We start from the raw sequence: 22,378 nt of genomic DNA on the forward strand, positions 1-22,378 counted from the left end.
TAAAAGTATTATGGTTTTTCATGAAAGTGAGCATCTCTATTGGAATGCAAGTGTAGCACTCAATGATTCCTAGGTTTAATGCGTTGTTATTAACATGAGCTATTAACATGAATAGAGAAGCGGTTGAGCAACTGAAAGTTAGTTTGTAAAAACGAGGGCTGTATATGGGCAATGTTTTCTATATAGTAGGAGGATCATCAACTAAATGTAACTAATTGTAATGCGAGCATTCAAAATAATGCGCATACTTTTAGCTGACTGAATTAAAGAATTTTATGAGGCGAGACTACATGAACTTTCATTCGAAAGTTATTTCTAGATGTAGTTTTGTGACATGGCAATGAATTTTATCGCAGACCCTCTGGGTGCGATTAGTGACGGAAAAGTAAATGGCTGATTTAGGTAAGAGTAACAAAGTTACGGAAGTATCAAATAATCAAAGCAAACCAACGCGCACAAAGAAAGTGCGCCGCTTTGTTTTATCACAAAGTTATATTGCTCGTAATGATGCTAACGCATTAATTCTTCCTTCTTATCATTACACCGCTACCACAGAGCATGAGAAGGGTATTAATTCTGAAATTACTCATCATGTGTCGCCTGTAACAGCTGGTGACGAATCACCTTATGTGCCGGTTGAAACCAAAGGGCATCAAGTTGTTAATCCCACTCCGGTCACACATGCCGCAGTAAAAACTGTAAGTGATGAGTTTGAGCCTAAACATCAAACAGAAAACAACGGCAGCCATCACTACCATCATACTAGCCAATTTGGCAATCAGGTGACGCCTATTGTCGCCGTCGTTGGTGCGTTTAACCACACCTATGGACAGCATACCGATACATCAACACCAACCGTCACCTCGCATACCGTAGCTGGAAATCAAGACAGTTCAGGTTTAACGCCTCCAGTGGTAGGGCTTCCTTCTGCAGGTACTGTGGTCGAAGATACAACATTAGTCACAAGCGGCACTTTAGACAGCCATAGTGCGCAAAAGGGCACTTCACTAACATTTTCGCCAGATAACTTACACGGTAAGTATGGTGACTTTAGCCTCAATAAAGACACAGGTGAATGGAGCTATAAATTAGACAATAGCCACCACCAAGACCTAGCTCAAGGTGAAACTCATACCGAAGTTTTACATGTCACAGTGACGAGCGCTGCAGGTGCCTCTGCGCATCAAGATATTACCGTAACCGTTCAAGGTACTGACGATGCGCCTGTCATTACTAGCCAAGCGCAAAACGCCATTACCCAAGAAGACGGCAAGCTTTCTGCACAGGGACAAGTGACCGCAACCGATGTCGATCATGGCGCTGTCTTAACCTATACACCAGACAATACTCAAGGTCACTACGGCTCATTTACCATAGATCCTAATTCAGGTGAGTGGCAGTACACTTTAGACAATGCGCACCATCAAGATCTGGCTGAAGGCGAAACTCACACCGACAGCATGTTAGTCACAGTCACCGACGAAAAAGGGGCTAGCACATCAGAAACAGTAAAAATCACAGTGCTAGGTACTAACGACGCACCTGTGATCAATCACATCACGTCAATGACCACAAATGAAGGCCAGCCGATTGTCCATGGCAATGTGATAGCGACAGACATCGATCATGGCGATACCGTCACTTATGGTACCCATTATCAGCATGCTGGCTTTACTCTTCATAACGATGGCTCATACACGATAGATCCTGCGGATAAAGCATTTGACCACCTTGCGGTAGGCGAGCACGAAACGCTAATTATTCCTGTGGTTGCAACTGATAATCATGGCGGGCAAAGCCAACCACAGAACTTGATTATTCGTATTGACGGCACCAATGATAAGCCGGTTGTGAGCCATATTGCTTCACAAGTGGTGAATGAAGGTGATGCGGCTATTTCTGGTCAAATTACTTCAACCGATCTAGACCATGGTGATACAGCGACTTACAGTACCACGTTTAAGCACGCAGGGTTCACCTTAGATAACGATGGCACTTATCATCTCGATCCAGCGGACGCGAGTTTTGACCACCTTGCGGTAGGCGAGCACGCGACCTTAGTTATTCCTGTTATTGCAACTGATAACAACGGCGGTCAAAGTCAACCTCAGAACCTGATCATCCGTGTTGATGGTACAAACGATAAACCAGTGGTCACTCACATTACTTCACAAACTGTGAATGAAGGTGATACAGCTATCTCTGGTCAAATTACCTCAACCGATTTAGACCATGGTGATACAGCAACTTACAGCACCACCTTTAAACACGCTGGATTTACGCTAGACAACGATGGTACATATCATCTTGATCCAACGGATGCGAGTTTTGACCACCTTGCGGTAGGCGAGCACGCGACCTTAGTTATTCCTGTTATTGCCACTGATAACAATGGCGGTCTAAGTCAACCTCAGAACCTGATCATACGTGTTGATGGTACAAACGATAAACCAGTGGTCACTCACATTACTTCACAAACTGTGAATGAAGGTGATACAGCTATCTCTGTTCAAATTACCTCAACCGATTTAGATCATGGTGATACAGCAACTTACAGCACCACCTTTAAACACGCTGGATTTACGCTAGACAACGATGGTACATATCATCTTGATCCAACGGATGCGAGTTTCGATCACCTAGCGGTAGGCGAGCACGCGACCTTAGTTATTCCTGTTATTGCAACTGATAACAACGGCGGTCAAAGTCAACCTCAGAACCTGATCATCCGTGTTGACGGTACCAACGATAAACCAGTAGTGACTCACATTACTTCACAAGTTGTGAAAGAAGGTGATGCAGCCATTTCTGGTCAAATTACCTCAAGTGATTTAGACCATGGCGACAGTGCAACTTACAGTACAACGTTTAAACACGCAGGGTTTACTTTAGATAATGATGGTACGTATCATCTCGATCCAACCGATGCGAGCTTCGACCACCTTGCGGCAGGTGAGCACGAAACGTTAATCGTGCCAGTGGTAGCGACCGATAATAATAAAGGTCAAAGCCAACCTCAGAACCTGATCATCTGTGTTGATGGTACTAACGATAATCCAGTGGTTACTCACATCACTTCACAAACTGTGAATGAAGGTGATACGGCTATCTCTGGTCAAATTACTTCAACCGATCTAGACCACGATGATAAAGCTCAGTACAGCACGACATTCAAGCACGACGGATTTAGTCTAGACAGTGATGGTACATATCACCTTGATCCAACAGACGCGAGCTTTAACCACTTAGCGGTAGGTGAGCATGAAACGTTGATCGTGCCAGTTATTGCGACGGATAATAACAAGGGTCAGAGTCAGCCACAGAGTCTAGTGATCCGTGTTGACGGTACAAACGATAAACCAGTGGTCACTCACATTACTTCACAAGTTGTGAAAGAAGGTGATACGGCTATTTCAGGTCATATTACTTCAAGTGATTTAGACCATGGTGATACAGCAACCTATAGCACTACGTTTAAACACGCTGGATTTACGCTAGACAACGATGGTACATATCATCTTGATCCAACGGATGCGAGTTTTGACCACCTTGCGGTAGGCGAGCACGCGACCTTAGTTATTCCTGTTATTGCCACTGATAACAATGGCGGTCTAAGTCAACCTCAGAACCTGATCATACGTGTTGATGGTACCAACGATAAACCAGTGGTCACTCACATTACTTCACAAACTGTGAATGAAGGTGATACAGCTATCTCTGGTCAAATTACCTCAACCGATTTAGACCATGGTGATACAGCAACTTACAGCACCACCTTTAAACACGCTGGATTTACGCTAGACAACGATGGTACATATCATCTTGATCCAACGGATGCGAGTTTCGATCACCTAGCGGTAGGCGAGCACGCGACCTTAGTTATTCCTGTTATTGCAACTGATAACAACGGCGGTCAAAGTCAACCTCAGAACCTGATCATCCGTGTTGACGGTACCAACGATAAACCAGTAGTGACTCACATTACTTCACAAACAGTGAATGAAGGTGATACGGCTATTTCAGGTCAAATTACTTCAAGTGATTTAGATCATGGCGATACAGCGACCTACAGCACCACGTTTAAACATGCTGGGTTTACTTTAGATAATGATGGTACGTATCACCTTGATCCAACGGATGTGAGCTTCAACCACTTAGCGGTAGGTGAGCATGAGACGTTAATCGTGCCAGTTATTGCTACCGACAATAACAAGGGTCAGAGTCAGCCACAGAATCTAGTGATCCGTGTTGACGGTACAAACGATAAACCAGTGGTCACTCACATTACTTCACAAGTTGTGAAAGAAGGTGATACGGCTATTTCAGGTCAAATTACTTCAAGTGATTTAGATCATGGCGATACAGCAACCTACAGCACCACGTTTAAGCATGCTGGGTTTACTTTAGATAATGATGGTACGTATCACCTTGATCCAACGGATGCGAGCTTCGACCACTTAGCGGTAGGTGAGCACGAAACATTGATCGTGCCTGTTATTGCGACCGACAATAATAAAGGTCAAAGCCAACCACAGAACTTGGTTATCCGTGTTGATGGCACCAATGATAAACCAGTAGTGACTCACATTACTTCACAGACAGTGAACGAAGGTGATAAAGCGATTTCGGGTCAAATTACTTCAACGGATTTAGACCATGGCGACAGTGCAACTTACAGCACGACGTTTAAACACGCTGGGTTTACGCTAGACAACGATGGTACTTACCATCTCGATCCAACCGATGCGAGTTTTGACCATCTTGCGGTAGGTGAGCATGAAACGTTAATCGTGCCAGTTATTGCGACCGATAATAATAAAGGTCAAAGCCAGCCTCAGAACTTGATTATTCGTGTTGATGGCACTAATGATAAGCCGGTTGTGAGTCATATTGCTTCACAAGTGGTGAAGGAAGGTGATGCGGCTATCTCTGGTCAAATCGCTTCAACGGATTTAGACCATGATGATAAAGCTCAATACAGCACGACATTCAAGCACGACGGATTTACTTTAGATAATGATGGTACATATCATCTCGATCCAACCGATGCAAGTTTTGACCATCTTGCGGTAGGTGAGCATGAAACGTTGATCGTGCCAGTTATTGCGACGGATAATAACAAGGGTCAGAGTCAGCCACAGAATCTAGTGATCCGTGTTGACGGTACAAACGATAAACCAGTGGTAAGCCACATCAGTTCACAAACAGTGAAGGAAGGTGATGCAGCCATTTCAGGTCATATTACTTCAAGTGATTTAGACCATGGTGATACAGCAACCTATAGCACCACGTTTAAACACGCAGGGTTTACTTTAGATAATGATGGTACATATCATCTCGATCCAACCGATGCGAGTTTTGAGCATCTTGCGGTAGGTGAGCATGAGACGTTAATCGTGCCAGTGGTAGCGACCGACAATAACAAAGGTCAAAGCCAACCTCAGAACCTAATTATTCGTGTTGACGGTACAAACGATAAACCAGTAGTGACTCACATTGCTTCACAAGTTGTGAAAGAAGGTGATGCGGCTATCTCTGGTCAAATTACCTCAACCGATCTAGACCATGGTGATACAGCGACCTACAGCACCACGTTTAAGCATGCTGGGTTTACTTTAGATAACGATGGTACGTATCATCTCGATCCAACGGATGCAAGTTTTGACCATCTTGCGGTAGGTGAGCACGAGACGTTAATCGTGCCAGTGGTAGCGACCGATAATAATAAAGGTCAAAGCCAGCCTCAGAACTTGATTATTCGTGTTGATGGCACTAATGATAAGCCGGTTGTGAGTCATATTGCTTCACAAGTGGTGAAGGAAGGTGATGCGGCTATCTCTGGTCAAATCGCTTCAACGGATTTAGACCATGATGATAAAGCTCAATACAGCACGACATTCAAGCACGACGGATTTACTTTAGACAATGATGGTACGTATCATCTCGATCCAACGGATGCGAGCTTCGACCATCTTGCAGTAGGTGAGCACGAAACGTTGATCGTGCCAGTTATTGCGACTGATAAGCAGAATGGTCAAAGTCAGCCACAGAACTTGGTTATTCGTGTTGATGGCACCAACGATAAACCAGTGGTCACTCACATTACTTCACAAACTGTGAATGAAGGTGATACAGCTATCTCTGGTCAAATTACCTCAACCGATTTAGACCATGGTGATACAGCAACTTACAGCACCACCTTTAAACACGCTGGATTTACGCTAGACAACGATGGTACATATCATCTTGATCCAACGGATGCGAGTTTTGACCACCTTGCGGTAGGCGAGCACGCGACCTTAGTTATTCCTGTTATTGCCACTGATAACAATGGTGGTCTAAGTCAACCTCAGAACCTGATTATACGTGTTGATGGTACTAACGATAATCCAGTGGTCACTCACATTACTTCACAAGTTGTGAAAGAAAGTGATGCAGCCATTTCAGGTCATATTACTTCAAGTGATTTAGACCATGGCGACAGTGCAACTTACAGTACAACGTTTAAACACGCAGGGTTTACGCTAGATAATGATGGTACGTATCATCTTGATCCAACCGACGCGAGTTTTGACCACCTAGCGGTAGGTGAGCACGAAACGTTAATCGTGCCAGTTATTGCGACTGATAAGCAGAATGGTCAAAGTCAGCCACAGAACTTGATTATTCGTGTTGATGGCACCAACGACAAACCAGTAGTGACTCACATTGCTTCACAAACTGTGAACGAAGGTGACAAAGCGATTTCAGGTCAAATTACTTCAAGCGATTTAGATCATGGCGACAGTGCAACTTACAGCACCACGTTTAAACACGCAGGGTTTACTTTAGATAATGATGGTACATATCATCTCGATCCAACCGATGCGAGTTTTGACCATCTTGCGGTAGGTGAGCATGAGACGTTAATCGTGCCAGTGGTAGCGACCGACAATAATAAAGGTCAAAGCCAACCACAGAACTTGATTATCCGTGTTGATGGGACCAATGATAAACCAGTGGTCACTCACATTGCTTCACAAACTGTGAACGAAGGTGATACGGCTATTTCGGGTCAAATTACTTCAAGTGATTTAGACCATGGTGATAGTGCAACGTACAGCACAACATTTAAACATGCTGGATTTACGCTAGACAACGATGGTACGTATCATCTCGATCCAACGGATGCGAGCTTCAACCATCTTGCAGTAGGTGAGCACGAAACGTTGATCGTGCCAGTGGTAGCGACCGATAAGCAGAATGGTCAAAGTCAACCTCAGAACTTGATCATCCGCGTTGATGGTACCAACGATAAACCAGTGGTCACCCACATTGCTTCACAAGTAGTGAAAGAAGGTGATGCAGCCATTTCTGGTCAAATCACTTCAAGCGATCTAGACCATGGTGATAGTGCAACGTACAGCACAACGTTTAAGCATGCTGGGTTTACGCTAGATAACGATGGTACATATCATCTTGATCCAACAGATGCGAGTTTCGATCACCTAGCGGTAGGCGAGCACGCGACCTTAGTTATTCCTGTTATTGCAACTGATAACAATGGCGGTCTAAGTCAACCTCAGAACCTGATCATACGTGTTGATGGTGCTAACGATAAGCCAGTGGTTAGCCACATTACTTCACAAACTGTGAATGAAGGCGATACGGCTATCTCTGGTCAAATTACCTCAACCGATCTAGACCATGGTGATACAGCAACTTACAGCACCACCTTTAAACACGCTGGGTTTACGCTAGACAACGATGGTACGTACCACCTTGATCCTACAGATGCGAGCTTCGACCATCTTGCGGTAGGTGAGCATGAAACGTTGATCGTGCCTGTAGTTGCTACAGATAAGCAGAGTGCTCAAAGTCAGCCACAGAACTTAATTATCCGCGTTGATGGTACGAATGATAAACCAGTGGTCACTCACATTACTTCACAAATTGTGAACGAGGGTGATACGGCTATTTCAGGTCAAATTACCTCAACCGATCTAGATCATGGTGATACAGCAACTTACAGCACAACGTTTAAGCATGCTGGGTTTACTTTAGATAATGATGGTACATATCATCTTGATCCAACAGATGCGAGTTTTGAGCATCTTGCGGTAGGTGAGCATGAGACGTTAATCGTGCCAGTTATTGCGACCGACAATAACAAGGGTCAGAGTCAGCCACAGAATCTAGTGATCCGTGTTGACGGTACAAACGATAAACCAGTGGTCACTCACATTACTTCACAAGTTGTGAAAGAAGGTGATACGGCTATTTCAGGTCAAATTACCTCAAGTGATTTAGACCATGGCGACAGTGCAACTTACAGTACAACGTTTAAACACGCAGGGTTTACTTTAGATAATGATGGTACGTATCATCTCGATCCAACCGATGCGAGCTTCGACCATCTTGCAGTAGGTGAGCACGAAACGTTAATCGTGCCAGTTATTGCGACTGATAAGCAGAATGGTCAAAGTCAGCCACAGAACTTGATTATTCGTGTTGATGGCACCAACGACAAACCAGTAGTGACTCACATTACTTCACAAACTGTGAACGAAGGTGATGCAGCTGTTTCGGGTCACATTACTTCAATCGATTTAGACCATGATGATACAGCGACCTACAGCACCACGTTTAAGCATGCTGGGTTTACGTTAGACAACGATGGTACATATCATCTTGATCCAACGGATGCGAGTTTTGACCACCTTGCGGTAGGCGAGCACGCGACCTTAGTTATTCCTGTTATTGCCACTGATAACAATGGTAGTCTAAGTCAACCTCAGAACTTGATCATACGTGTTGATGGTACAAACGATAAACCAGTAGTCACTCACATTACTTCACAAACTGTGAATGAAGGTGATACAGCTATCTCTGGTCAAATTACCTCAACCGATTTAGACCATGGTGATACAGCAACTTACAGCACCACCTTTAAACACGCTGGATTTACGCTAGACAACGATGGTACATATCATCTTGATCCAACGGATGCGAGTTTTGACCACCTTGCGGTAGGCGAGCACGCGACCTTAGTTATTCCTGTTATTGCCACTGATAACAATGGTGGTCTAAGTCAACCTCAGAACCTGATCATACGTGTTGATGGTACTAACGATAATCCAGTGGTCACTCACATTACTTCACAAGTTGTGAAAGAAAGTGATGCAGCCATTTCAGGTCATATTACTTCAAGTGATTTAGACCATGGCGACAGTGCAACTTACAGTACAACGTTTAAACACGCAGGGTTTACGCTAGATAATGATGGTACGTATCATCTTGATCCAACCGACGCGAGTTTTGACCACCTAGCGGTAGGTGAGCACGAAACTTTAATCGTGCCAGTTATTGCGACTGATAAGCAGAATGGTCAAAGTCAGCCACAGAACTTGATTATTCGTGTTGATGGCACCAACGACAAACCAGTAGTGACTCACATTGCTTCACAAACTGTGAACGAAGGTGACAAAGCGATTTCAGGTCAAATTACTTCAAGCGATTTAGATCATGGTGATACAGCAACGTACAGCACCACCTTTAAACATGCTGGGTTTACTTTAGATAATGATGGTACATATCATCTCGATCCAACCGATGCGAGTTTTGACCATCTTGCGGTAGGTGAGCATGAGACGTTAATCGTGCCAGTGGTAGCGACCGACAATAATAAAGGTCAAAGTCAACCACAGAACCTAATCATTCGTGTTGATGGTACTAACGATAAACCAGTAGTGACTCACATTACTTCACAAACAGTGAATGAAGGTGATGCTGCCATTTCAGGTCAAATCACCTCAACGGATAAAGATCACGGTGATAAAGCTCAATACAGTACGACATTCAAGCACGATGGATTTAGTCTAGACATTGATGGTACATATCACCTTGATCCAACAGATGCGAGCTTTGACTACCTAGCGGCAGGTGAGCACGAAACGTTAATGGTGCCAATCGTTGCGACCGATAAGCACAATGGTCAGAGTCTGCCTCAGAACTTGATTATTAAGGTAATGGGTACTAATGACGCACCGGTGTTAACTTTCTCTGAAAGTAAGGCGTCTCATTCTCAAGGTACTTTGGATAATACAGATGTAGATATTAATGATACGCACACTTACGCTATTGGAGATAAAGCATCAGCAAACCCAACCGATACCATGCAGGGTCAGTTTGGTGAGTTAGTACTCGATACCGCGACGGGTAAATACACCTACACGCCAGCGGCTTCGGTTGCGGGTATGACGGTAGATAGCAATGGTGTGTATCATGGACACGACGTCTTTACTGTCAGCACCATTGATAATCATGGCGCAATATCAACCAAATATTTAGAGTTCGATCCACAAGTCACGGTGACTGCACCAAGTACAGATGGCGATCCAGCGGTACTAACGCCAAGCGTACCAACACCGCCACAACTGCTCGATACTCAGCCACCGGTTGCAACGCCTGTGACACCTGAAACCAACAGTATCACGGGCATGCAGCTGACTGATGCAACCGATAGCGGTCCTGACCAAACCGATGGTATTACCAATATCGCGAGTCCAGTGATAGAAGGCAGCACGCATGTGCCATTCTCAGTGGTAACCTTTACTGATGAGCACGGTAATGAAGTCGGTCGTACCACTTCTGATAAAGACGGTCATTTTAATGCGTCACTACATAATCTCACGGGTAGTGTTGATGGCACTCAATACCACATAACAGGACATGCCATCGCCCCATCGTCGACGGGTGCAACCGATACGCCAACACCGTTATTGGTGACTATTGATAGTAGTGTTGCCGCGCCGGATGCGAATGTCGACGCACACGAAGACCAAACAGTATTAAGCACAGGCAATGTCTTGCTTGATATCCATAACGAAGCTTCTGCAATCGTTACCACTGTTGGGGATATTCAAGGTCAATACGGCACCTTTAATCTGCATCAAGACGGCAGTTACACGTACTCACTCGACAGCACCAAACCGGGCATTCAAGAGTTAAGTGAAGGCGGTCAACCGCTGACCGATACGATCAGCTATAGCGTGACCGACCAAGCCGGTAACACCCAAACAGGCAGCTTAACCGCGACCATTGCAGGAACCAACGATCTGCCTGAGCTGACGGTGAACCCGACGGATAATAGTCACGGCTCGTTAGAGTTTATCGATATCGATAAAGACGATACGCACACTTACGCCATAGGGGATATAGCGTCTACCAACCCAACTGATACCGAGCAGGGTCACTTTGGTGAGTTGGTACTTAACACGGCAACGGGTGAGTACACTTACACGCCAGCGGCTTCCGTTGCGGGTATGACGGTAGATAAGACCGGCGTGTATCATGGACACGACGTCTTTACGGTCAGCACCATTGATAATCACGGCGCAATATCGACCAAATATTTAGAATTCGATCCACAAGTCACAGTGACTGCACCGAGTAAGGATGGCGATCCTGCGGTGCTAACGCCAAGCGTACCAACACCGCCACAACTGCTAGATACTCAGCCACCGGTTGCAACGCCTGTGACACCTGAAACTAACAGTATTACGGGTATGCAGCTGACTGATGCAACCGATAGCGGTACAGACCATACTGATGGCATTACCAATATCGTGAGTCCAGTGATAGAAGGCAGTACGCATGTACCGTTCTCAGTGGTAACTTTTACCGATGAGCACGGCAATGAAGTCGGTCGTACTACTTCCGATCAGCATGGTCATTTTAATGCGCCGCTTCATAGTCTTACAGGCAGTATTGATGGTACTCAATACCACATAACAGGACATGCTACGGCGCCATCGTCGACGGGTGCAACCGAGACGCCAACGCCGTTGTTGGTGACCATTGATAATAGTATTGATACACCAGTGATTTCACCAATCGCACCAAGTAATGATTTAACGCCAGCTTTGCACGGTACGGGTGAGCCAGGTTCTACCATTACCTTCACCGATGGGACGAACACGTTAGGCCAAACAGTGATGGGTACAGATGGTACGTTCAGTTTCACACCACACACTGATTTGCACGAAGGCAGTCACATCACAGCGACTGCTATTGATAACGCAGGAAACAAGTCTCCGGCGACAACGGTTGCGACCAACATTGATACCACCATTGCACAGACCACCGTTGACATGACGGATGGTAAGCCAGATACGCCAGAGCAACCTAATCATGCGATCAGTGCTTCAGAGCTCAGCTCGGTGACCATCAGCGGCACCATTGACCGCACTGATGGCACGGGTCAGTTAACGACAGTGACAGTAAGCGATGGCACAACCACCGTTCCTGTAGCTATAACGCACGCTAACGTCAATTCAACGACAGGCGACTTTACATTAAGTGGCGTGGATTTATCGGGTAAAGGCTTGAAGGACGGTCCATTGACCGTGACAGCCACAGCGACCGATGGCGCAGGCAACATCAGTACAGGCACAGGGCACGCGACGCTAGATGCCGATGTGCCAGATGCGCCAGTATTGACCGCACCTTCGCCAAGCAATGATTTAACGCCAACAGTGCACGGTACGGGTGAGCCAGGCACAACCATTACCTTCACTGATGGAACGAACATGTTAGGTCAAACCGTGGTAGGTACAGACAGTACGTTCAGTTTCACACCACACACTGACTTGCACGAAGGCAGCCATATCACAGCGACAGCTATTGATAATGCGGGAAACAAGTCTCCAGCGACAACGGTTGCGACCAACATTGATACTACTATCGCACAGACCACTGTTGATATGACCGATGGCACTGTGGGTAGTGTAGATCATCCTAACCATGACATTGACGCTACTGAAATGAGTTCAGTCAGTATCAGTGGCACCATTGACCACACAGATGGTACAGAGCAGTTGACCTCACTGAGCATCAGTGACGGAACACATGTCATGACCCTCGATCCTAAGCCAATCACAGTCGATCCACAAACGGGTCAATTTACGTTAGATAAGGTGGATTTAACCGGTCATTCGTTTACTGACGGCACGCTCACCGTGACAGCGATTGCTACTGATGCGGCAGGCAACACCAGTCCAGCATCTGCCACTGTCACATTAGATACCTCAGCGCCAATAGCGCCGACGGTAGACGCGATTTTACCGGGCAATGATTTAACGCCAACCATTACGGGTACAGGTGAGGTAGGCAGTACGATCACCTTTACCGACGGTACGAATGAGTTGGGTCATGTGGTGGTGGGAAGCCAAGGTACGTTCTCCTTTACGCCTTCTACGGATTTGAAGGAAGCTGATCACATTACGGTGACGTCTACGGATAAAGCGGGAAATACGTCGCCTGAAGTTAAGGTTGCGACCAACATTGATACCACACCAGGTTCAATTTCTTTTGACAAGAATATCTCTGGTGACAACGTGCTTAATCATGTTGAGCAGGGTCAAGACTTGGTGATTTCTGGCACAACAACGGGTATCGAAAATGCGCAAGTTGTTACAGTGCACTTTAGTGGTCAGGATTATCAAAGTACGGTAACCGACGGTAAGTGGAGTGTGACGGTAGATAAAACTGAATTAACCGGCTTCAAAGATGGTGAATCTCTTTCTATTACTGCGGATGTGAAAGACGCGGCAGGTAATGTGGCCCAGCAAGCAACACATTCATTAGCAGTCGATACTAGTGTGAATGCCCCGACTATTCACTTTGAAAGTACGGGCACCGACAGCGTGTACAACCAAGCCGAAGTGGGTGTGGATAACACGATTACAGCGACCATTGATTTACCAACGGATGCGGTGGCAGGAGATACTGTCACCATTGACCGCACCGCACATGTATTAACTGCAACGGACATTACTGCTCAACATATCACTAAAGAGGTGTCGCCAGGCGCACCAGTTACTGCCAGCATCACAGACCAAGCGGGGAACGTATCGGCGTTGACCACCGAGACGGCGGCCAGTGCGGATGTTCTCGCTGGCACTATTGCCATTGATTCAAAAATTGCTGTTGATGATGTTCTTAATAAGCTTGAACAAGGTCAAGCTTTGACTATTTCCGGCACCACATCGGGTATCGAAGACGATCAAGTAGTGACAGTGCACTTTGCCGGTCAGGATTATACGACGCAAGGTGCCGGCAATGTGCACGGTGGCGCGTGGAGTGTGACCATTCCGACTTCGGCACTGGCGCAACTGACTGACGCTCAAGCTGTGGACATTACCGCAGACGTAACGGATGCGGCGGGCAACCCAGCACCGCAAGCGACGCATCATTTAGACGTTGATCTGACGGTTGGCTCGCCAGTGGGGCATGTTCCGACGCCAACAAGTGCCAGCGGTGAATACAATGCTGTTGACGTGAGTGCAAATGGCACCATAACGGCGACCATTGATTTACCGACGGATGCGGTAGCGGGCGATACGTTAACCATTGACGGTACGGATCGCGTGCTCAAGCAATCAGAGATTGATCAGCAGCAAACCAGCACAGAATTGAAACCTGGCACAAGCGTCAGTGTGACGCTGACAGACCAAGCGGGTAATGTGTCAGCGCCAACTCAGATAACGGTTGCCAAGGCCGATACAACGGCGGGCAGCATAGCAATAGAAGACAAAGTTTCCGGTGATGATGTGCTAAACCTTGCCGAACAAGGCAAAGATTTAGTCATTTCAGGGACTACCCAAGATATTGAAGACGGCCAAGTGGTGACAGTGCACTTTGCTGGTCAGGATTATACGACGCAAGGTGCCGGCAATGTGCACGCCGGCGCGTGGAGTGTGACCATTCCGACTTCGGCACTGGCGCAACTGACTGACGCTCAAGCTGTAGACATTACCGCAGATGTAACGGATGCGGCGGGCAACCCAGCACTGCAAGCGACGCATCATTTAGACGTTGATCTGACGGTTGGCTCGCCAGTGGGGCATGTTCCGACGCCGACAAGTGCCAGCGGTGAGTACAACGCTGTTGACGTGGGTGCAAATGGCACCATAACGGCGACCATTGATTTACCGACGGATGCGGTAGCGGGCGATACGTTAACCATTGACGGTACGGATCGCGTGCTCAAGCAATCAGAGATTGATCAGCAGCAAACCAGTACAGAATTGAAACCTGGCGCAAGTGTCAGCGTGACGCTGACAGACCAAGCGGGTAACGTGTCTGCACCAAGTCAGATAACGGTTGCCAAGGCTGATACAACGGCGGGCAGCATAGCAATAGAAGACAAAGTTTCCGGTGATGATGTACTAAACCATGCCGAGCAAGGCAAAGATTTAGTCATTTCAGGGACTACCCAAGACATTGAAGACGGTCAAGTGGTGACAGTGCACTTTGCCGGCCAGGATTATACGACGCAAGGTGCCGGCAATGTGCACGGCGGCGCGTGGAGTGTGACCATTCCGACTTCGGCACTGGCACAACTTACTGACGCTCAAGCTGTAGACATTACCGCGGACGTAACGGATGCGGCGGGCAACCCAGCACCGCAAGCGACGCATCATTTAGACGTTGATCTGACGGTTGGCTCGCCAGTGGTGCATGTTCCGACGCCGACAAGTGCCAGCGGTGAGTATAACGCTGTTGACGTGGGTGCAAATGGCACCATAACGGCGACCATTGATTTACCGACGGATGCGGTAGCGGGCGATACGTTAACCATTGACGGTACGGATCGCGTGCTCAAGCAATCAGAGATTGATCAGCAGCAAACCAGCACAGAATTGAAACCTGGCACAAGCGTCAGTGTGACGCTGACAGACCAAGCGGGTAATGTGTCAGCGCCAACTCAGATAACGGTTGCCAAGGCCGATACAACGGCGGGCAGCATAGCAATAGAAGACAAAGTTTCCGGTGATGATGTACTAAACCATGCTGAGCAAGGCAAAGATTTAGTCATTTCAGGGACTACCCAAGACATTGAAGACGGCCAAGTGGTGACAGTGCACTTTGCTGGTCAGGATTATACGACGCAAGGTGCCGGCAATGTACACGGCGGCGCGTGGAGTGTGACCATTCCGACTTCGGCACTGGCGCAACTGACGGACGCTCAAGCTGCAGACATTACCGCAGATGTAACGGATGCGGCGGGCAACCCAGCACTGCAAGCGACGCATCATTTAGATGTTGATCTGACGGTTGGCTCGCCAGTGGGGCATGTTCCGACGCCGACAAGTGCCAGCGGTGAGTACAACGCTGTTGACGTGGGTGCAAATGGCACCATAACGGCGACCATTGATTTACCGACGGATGCGGTAGCGGGCGATACGTTAACCATTGACGGTACGGATCGCGTGCTCAAGCAATCAGAGATTGATCAGCAGCAAACCAGCACAGAATTGAAACCTGGCACAAGCGTCAGTGTGACGCTGACAGACCAAGCGGGTAATGTGTCAGCGCCAACTCAGATAACGGTTGCCAAGGCCGATACAACGGCGGGCAGCATAGCAATAGAAGACAAAGTTTCCGGTGATGATGTGCTAAACCATGCCGAACAAGGCCAGGATTTAGTCATTTCAGGGACTACCCAAGATATTGAAGACGGCCAAGTGGTGACAGTGCACTTTGCTGGTCAGGATTATACGACGCAAGGTGCCAGCAATGTGCACGCCGGCGCGTGGAGTGTGACCATTCCGACTTCGGCACTGGCGCAACTGACTGACGCTCAAGCTGTAGACATTACCGCGGACGTAACGGATGCGGCGGGCAACCCGGCGGCACAAGCTACACATTCGTTGTTAGTCGATACGAACGCGAACGCACCAAGTATTCACTTTGAAGATCCTGGTTCAGACGGTATTTATAATGCGTTGGAAGTGGCAAAAGGCAACGCTAATACAATTACCGCAACTATCCAACCGGACAGTGATGCGAAGGTTGGTGATGTGCTGCATTACACCATAAAAGGTAATTCGCCTGTTGAACACACACTAACTCAGAATGATTTGACCGATGGGGTCACAGTGGAAGTTCATCCTGGGGATGACGTGACTGCGACAGTTACAGATGTAGCAGGCAACGTTTCAAGTTCAACTAGTGAAACTGCTCCTACCGCTGATACGGATGCAGGTAGTATTTCGATTACTCCGAATGTATCAATTGATAATATTATTAATCATGCTGACTTGTCTTCCGAATTAAAAATTAGCGGTAGTACAAGCGGAATTGAAGTAGGCCAAGTAGTTGATGTTGAGTTTAATAACCATCATTACACAGCAGATGTTAAAGCAGATCATTCATGGACTTTGAACGTTCCAATTGATGACCTGGCGCTATTACATGACGGTAATGTACAGACAATCACTGCGAATGTGAGCGATCATGCAGGTAATCCAGCAACTCCGGCGACGCATAATGTAGATGTGGATATTTTCGCTGGCGCCCCTTCTATTAACTTTAGTGATAGTGGTGCTGACGGTATTTACAACGCCGCAGAACTGAATCCAGATGGAACGGCAACAGCGACAATCGACTTGCCAAAAGATGCGACAGTAGGGGATACATTAAAATTATCTATTGTTCTGGGATCGCAAGCTACTGTCGATGGGCATTATGCTCTGACAGCGCAAGATATTTCAGCAGGTCATGTTGATTTTGAAGTGCAGCCTGGTTCAAAAGTGAGGGCGAGTATTACTGATAATGTTGGGAATACATCAAATGAAGCTACTGCGACAGCAGCGACAGCTGATATTACGTTACCATCAGCGGCAATTCATGTAGAAGCACTTACTGTTGACAATACCATTAATAGTTTCGAATCTCGTCAGGATGTTTCTGTTGTGGGGCATGTGACTGGTGATTTTAAACAAGGTGATACGGTCACTGTTACTATAGATAAACAAACATACACAGGTACACTCGAAGATAAAGGGAACTTTAATGTAAAAGTTCCGGGAAGTGTTCTTAAAGACCACACTAGCTTTGAAGCGCGTATAGATACGACTGATCTTGCCGGCAATAAAGCTCATGCAACAACTACGCATGATTACAGTGTCGACACACAAACTGGTAAGCCGTCTATTAGTCTCGAATCTGCAGGTTCTGATCATACTTATAATATCCAAGAAGTAGGTTCTGACGGGACTGTAACTGCAACGATTGATATTCCGCATGATGCCGTTGTTGGTGACGTATTAACGATTAATAATGCGCACCGCATGTTAACTGCAACTGATATTTCTACTCGTCAGGTGATGACAGAAGTTAAACCAGGTTCAACAGTGACGGCGAGTATTACAGATAAAGTAGGGAATGTATCTGAGCTTGCCACAGTGCAGGTAGCATCTGAGAATCTGGAAACACCTAAAGTAACGATAAATGTAGATAGCATTACTAGCGACAATATTATTAATCAAATTGAAGCTGGTTCTTTGGCTGATATAAATGCAGGAACCTCGACTCAATTAATTACAGGTACAGTTCAGGGGGACTTTAATAGCGGCGATATTGTAGTTATTGATAATATTCCTTCAGCCACTGGCATCGTTGATTCATCGGGTAAATTTAGTATTCCAGTTCCTACTAAAGAGTTGCTAGGACAGACCAGTCTTCATCTTCATATGGATACTCAAAATGCTGCCGGAAATCCTGGTCATGGAACGGCGGTACATGACTACAGCGTAGATACACAAGTTGGCTCTCCAATTATTACCTTTGAAGGGCAACAGGGTAATCCTCACATATATAATGCAAATGAAGTTGGTCCTGATGGAACAATTAAGGCGACGATAATGTTGTCTCCAGATACAACTATCCAGGATACCCTAACTGTAAATGGCAAACCTGTGCCTCTTACTCAAGATATTGTTAAGTCAGGGGAAGTTGTTATTGAGGTTCAGCCTGGAGAAAGGGTCGAAGCTAGTATTACAGACAATGCGGGAAATGTTTCTGCGACAGCCCATGAAATAGCGCCGATTGTTGATCTTACACCAGCAACACCGATTGTAGCTTTGAAAAACGACACTGGTTTTGATGGTGACAGGTTAACTAATGACGGTACGTTGGATGTGACAGGTATCGAAGTAGGTGCCACAGTTGAATATTCAGTTGATGGTACTCATTGGACCAATAGTTTTACTGCAACTGAAAAATTAAATAATGTATATGTTCGCCAAACAGACGCAACTGGCAACGTATCTAAGTCAAATTACTTTCAGTTTGTGTTAGACACTAAAGTTGATGAACCAACAATTCATTTTCAAAAACCGAGCGCAAGCAATATCTACAACAAAAACGATGTGGACTCTGATGGAAAGGTTGCAGCCACAATAGATCTACCACATAGTGCAACGTCTGGAGATATTTTAACTTTCGACAGTTCAGATCATGTTTTGAGTATTGCTGATATCCAAGCAAAATGTATAACTACTCGAGTTAAACCAGGTACTGCTTTGAGTGCGACATATACAGATCAAGCTGGAAATGTTTCTAATGTTGTAACAGAGACTGCTCCTGATGCGGATATAAAGCCACCTTCAGTTCATATTCATGTAGATAGTGTAGCAACAGACGATATCATCAATAACAGTGAATCTCAGCAAGTAACTGTACCTATTACAGGGGAAGTAACAGGCGAATTTAACTCGGGTGACACGGTTACAGTATCTTTTGCTAAGAATTCATATTCAGGTGCTGTAGATAGCTCTGGTCACTTTAGTATTGACGTACCAAGTAATGACTTGATAGGTCACACCAGTCTTGAAGCTAAAATTGCTACTACTGATGCGGCTGGAAATACAGGCTCAGACACAGATACCCATACTTATACTGTTGCGACAGATATACCTATAGTCACGTTAGGCTCAATTGCTTTCGGTAATGATCCGCGTCCGGCTATTTCTGGTCATGTTGATGTTAAGTCGTCGGTACTTATTCCTGTGGGTACAGAAGTAGAAATTCAGATAGTAGGTGATTCACATACATACAAAGTAACAACAGATGCTCATGGTGATTTTGTATTAGCAAAAGGGGCATTACAACAAGATTTACCTGATGGTCAAACTGATATTATTGCAACCGTAACAGATGTAGCCGGTAATGTAGGGAAAACATCTGAGCAAGTTGACGTTGATACTACTGCGCCAACGCCACAAATCTACGTGGATGATATTACTACGGATAATTATATAAATAGCTCGGAGTCAAAAGGGGATGTACTTGTAACTGGAAAAGTAACGGGATCATCTCATAGTGGTGCTGCTGTAACTCTGACTGTGCATGGAAAAGAATTCCATGGAACTACAGATGCTCAAGGTATTTATAAAATAAAAGTTTCAGGAGCAGATCTGAAAGACGATACCAGTATCGAGGCTAAAGTTGTAGCAACAGATAAGGCTGGCAACCAAGGCTCCAATACGACAATACACTCTTATTTCGTTGATACAACACTGCGTACACCAGTAATTTCTTTAGATCCAGCTTCAGATACATATGGGCAAGATCCTGCATCAAGTGCTATTCATATTGGCAGTGACTCAGATAATATTACGAAAGATGTGACTCCTACGTTCTCTATTACAGGAGTAGATGTTGATGCTAAGTCCGTTGAGATATTTGATGGAAAAACTTCGCTTGGGTTTGCTCAAAGGGATGGGAAAGGGCTTGAACATTGGAGTTTTACTCCGCCAAAAGGTGTTGAGCTGACAAAAGGTATTCATCATATTACGGCAGCGGTTACTGATAAGGCTGGTAACCATGCATCGTCAATAGTATGTGATGTGACAATTTATACTGAAAATCCCAAGCCAACACTATCTGTACACAATGCTAATAACGACAATGCTAGTCCAATACTAACAGGGACTGCGGAAGCGGGCTCTATAGTAGTTATTAAAGATGGTAAAGGTGAGATCGGTTCTGTATTGGCGGATAAAAATGGCAATTATGAATATGATATGTCTAGCAAAGCGCATGCTCATACATTAGGAGAGGGGACACATGAGTTAGTTGCGGAGGCGATAGATGAAGCTGGCAACGCTCATGATTCTGATAGTGTGAGTACAACAATTAAACCAGAGCCTAAATTAGTTTATGCAGGTCCTGGAGAAAATACAAATGCTCAGGGTGGTACGCATTTAATTTATGGGACATTAGATACCCACCAAACAAGTGCCCCTGTTGATCATGATATTCACCTGACGATTGATAAGCATGAGGTAACTATTAAACAAGATGGTACGATTGTTGCTCCTGGCTTAACGATTGACGATGCGCATCAATTTTTAATTGACCACCCCAATTCAGGGAATGTAAATGGTGGTGATAATCATATAGTTTCATTTACCGGAGTGGATGATATTTTAGCCCATACTTCGAATACGAACCTACAAAAGGGTGTGCAATCAGTTAATGGTGATGGGTATTATTTATACCTTCCTGGTAAATCATCGGACTACACATTAAACAGTGAAATTACCGGTAGCGGTAGTAAATATAATATTAGTGGTGGTTTGCATGGGCATGGTATAGATATCACTAGTATGAATGGTGTGAGAGGGATTATTTTCAGTAACGGGGAGACACTTTTAGCAAGTTCTGAGCAAAAGTTATCACAAGGCTCTTTGTCACAATCGGTAACAACTGAAACATTCCACATGAATACTGATACATTTTTGCATACAACATCAGATGTTGCAGATAGTCATAGAGTGGTTGTCTTAACAGGAAATGAAGAAGAATCTAATCATTGTTCTACAGAGTTTAAGATAATTGCTGGTGATGGGACTGTGATAGCAACAAATGAAAACCTTGATCAAGGCGATAATATTGTCATTCATGAAAATCAACTTAAAGGTCTGCATATTGAAATTCCAAAAGGTGGAAAAATCAACTTGCATTTTGAGGGACACATTGAACAGAATGGTCAGCAAATTGGTGATACTTTAGGTTGGCATTTTGTTGTTGCTAAGGATGGTCATGTTGGGAGAATTGAAGAATTTGAATATCATTCATCATCAAGTTCAAGTTCCGACGAACCTGCTCAAGACATCCCAGAAATTGATCTAAATGCCTTAGCCGACAGTTCATCAGATCACCATAGTGCTGGAGCTAGTGCTTATTTAGAACAGCTAGGAATTGATGCTCAGCATCATGCGCAAGCTCATGATCAACCGAGTGATATTGATGTTGTTTTAGGCCATGATCCAGCAACTAGTGTTGATGACCATGGCGTACCGGTGGTGGATCATTCAATTCAGCCTGATCATACTCAGCATCAAGACGATGACGACCCAACGAAGCATCATCACCATACTGATACTGTTGATTGGGGATCTAGCCACCATTAATAATCAATAGAATACCGAGTCTTTATGGCTCGGTTTACAACACTGACTGAAATGCCAGTTATTTATGTAACTCCTTATTTTACATTAGGTTTTACATAGGTAACTGGCATTTTTTATATCTAATACCAGATGCC

At 45.5% G+C, this 22,378-nt stretch carries 1 protein-coding gene; it reads left to right on the plus strand.

Features of this window, described 5'->3' with window-relative positions; genetic code table 11:
- The first annotated feature begins 389 nt into the window (after window positions 1–389).
- Window positions 390–22,244: a VCBS domain-containing protein gene (locus OCU38_RS14475; RefSeq protein ID WP_261824903.1), complete on the plus strand. Its 21,855-nt coding sequence runs from the start codon at window positions 390–392 to the stop codon at window positions 22,242–22,244.
- The last annotated feature ends 134 nt before the right edge of the window (window positions 22,245–22,378 follow it).

The sequence above is a fragment of the Vibrio neonatus genome, assembly GCF_024346975.1.
Classification (GTDB): Bacteria; Pseudomonadota; Gammaproteobacteria; order Enterobacterales; family Vibrionaceae; genus Vibrio; species Vibrio neonatus.

Excerpts from the sequence above, each read along its gene's own strand:
- OCU38_RS14475 (WP_261824903.1), top strand. The coding sequence starts at position 390 with ATGGCTGATTTAGGTAAGAGTAACAAAGTTACGGAAGTATCAAATAAT.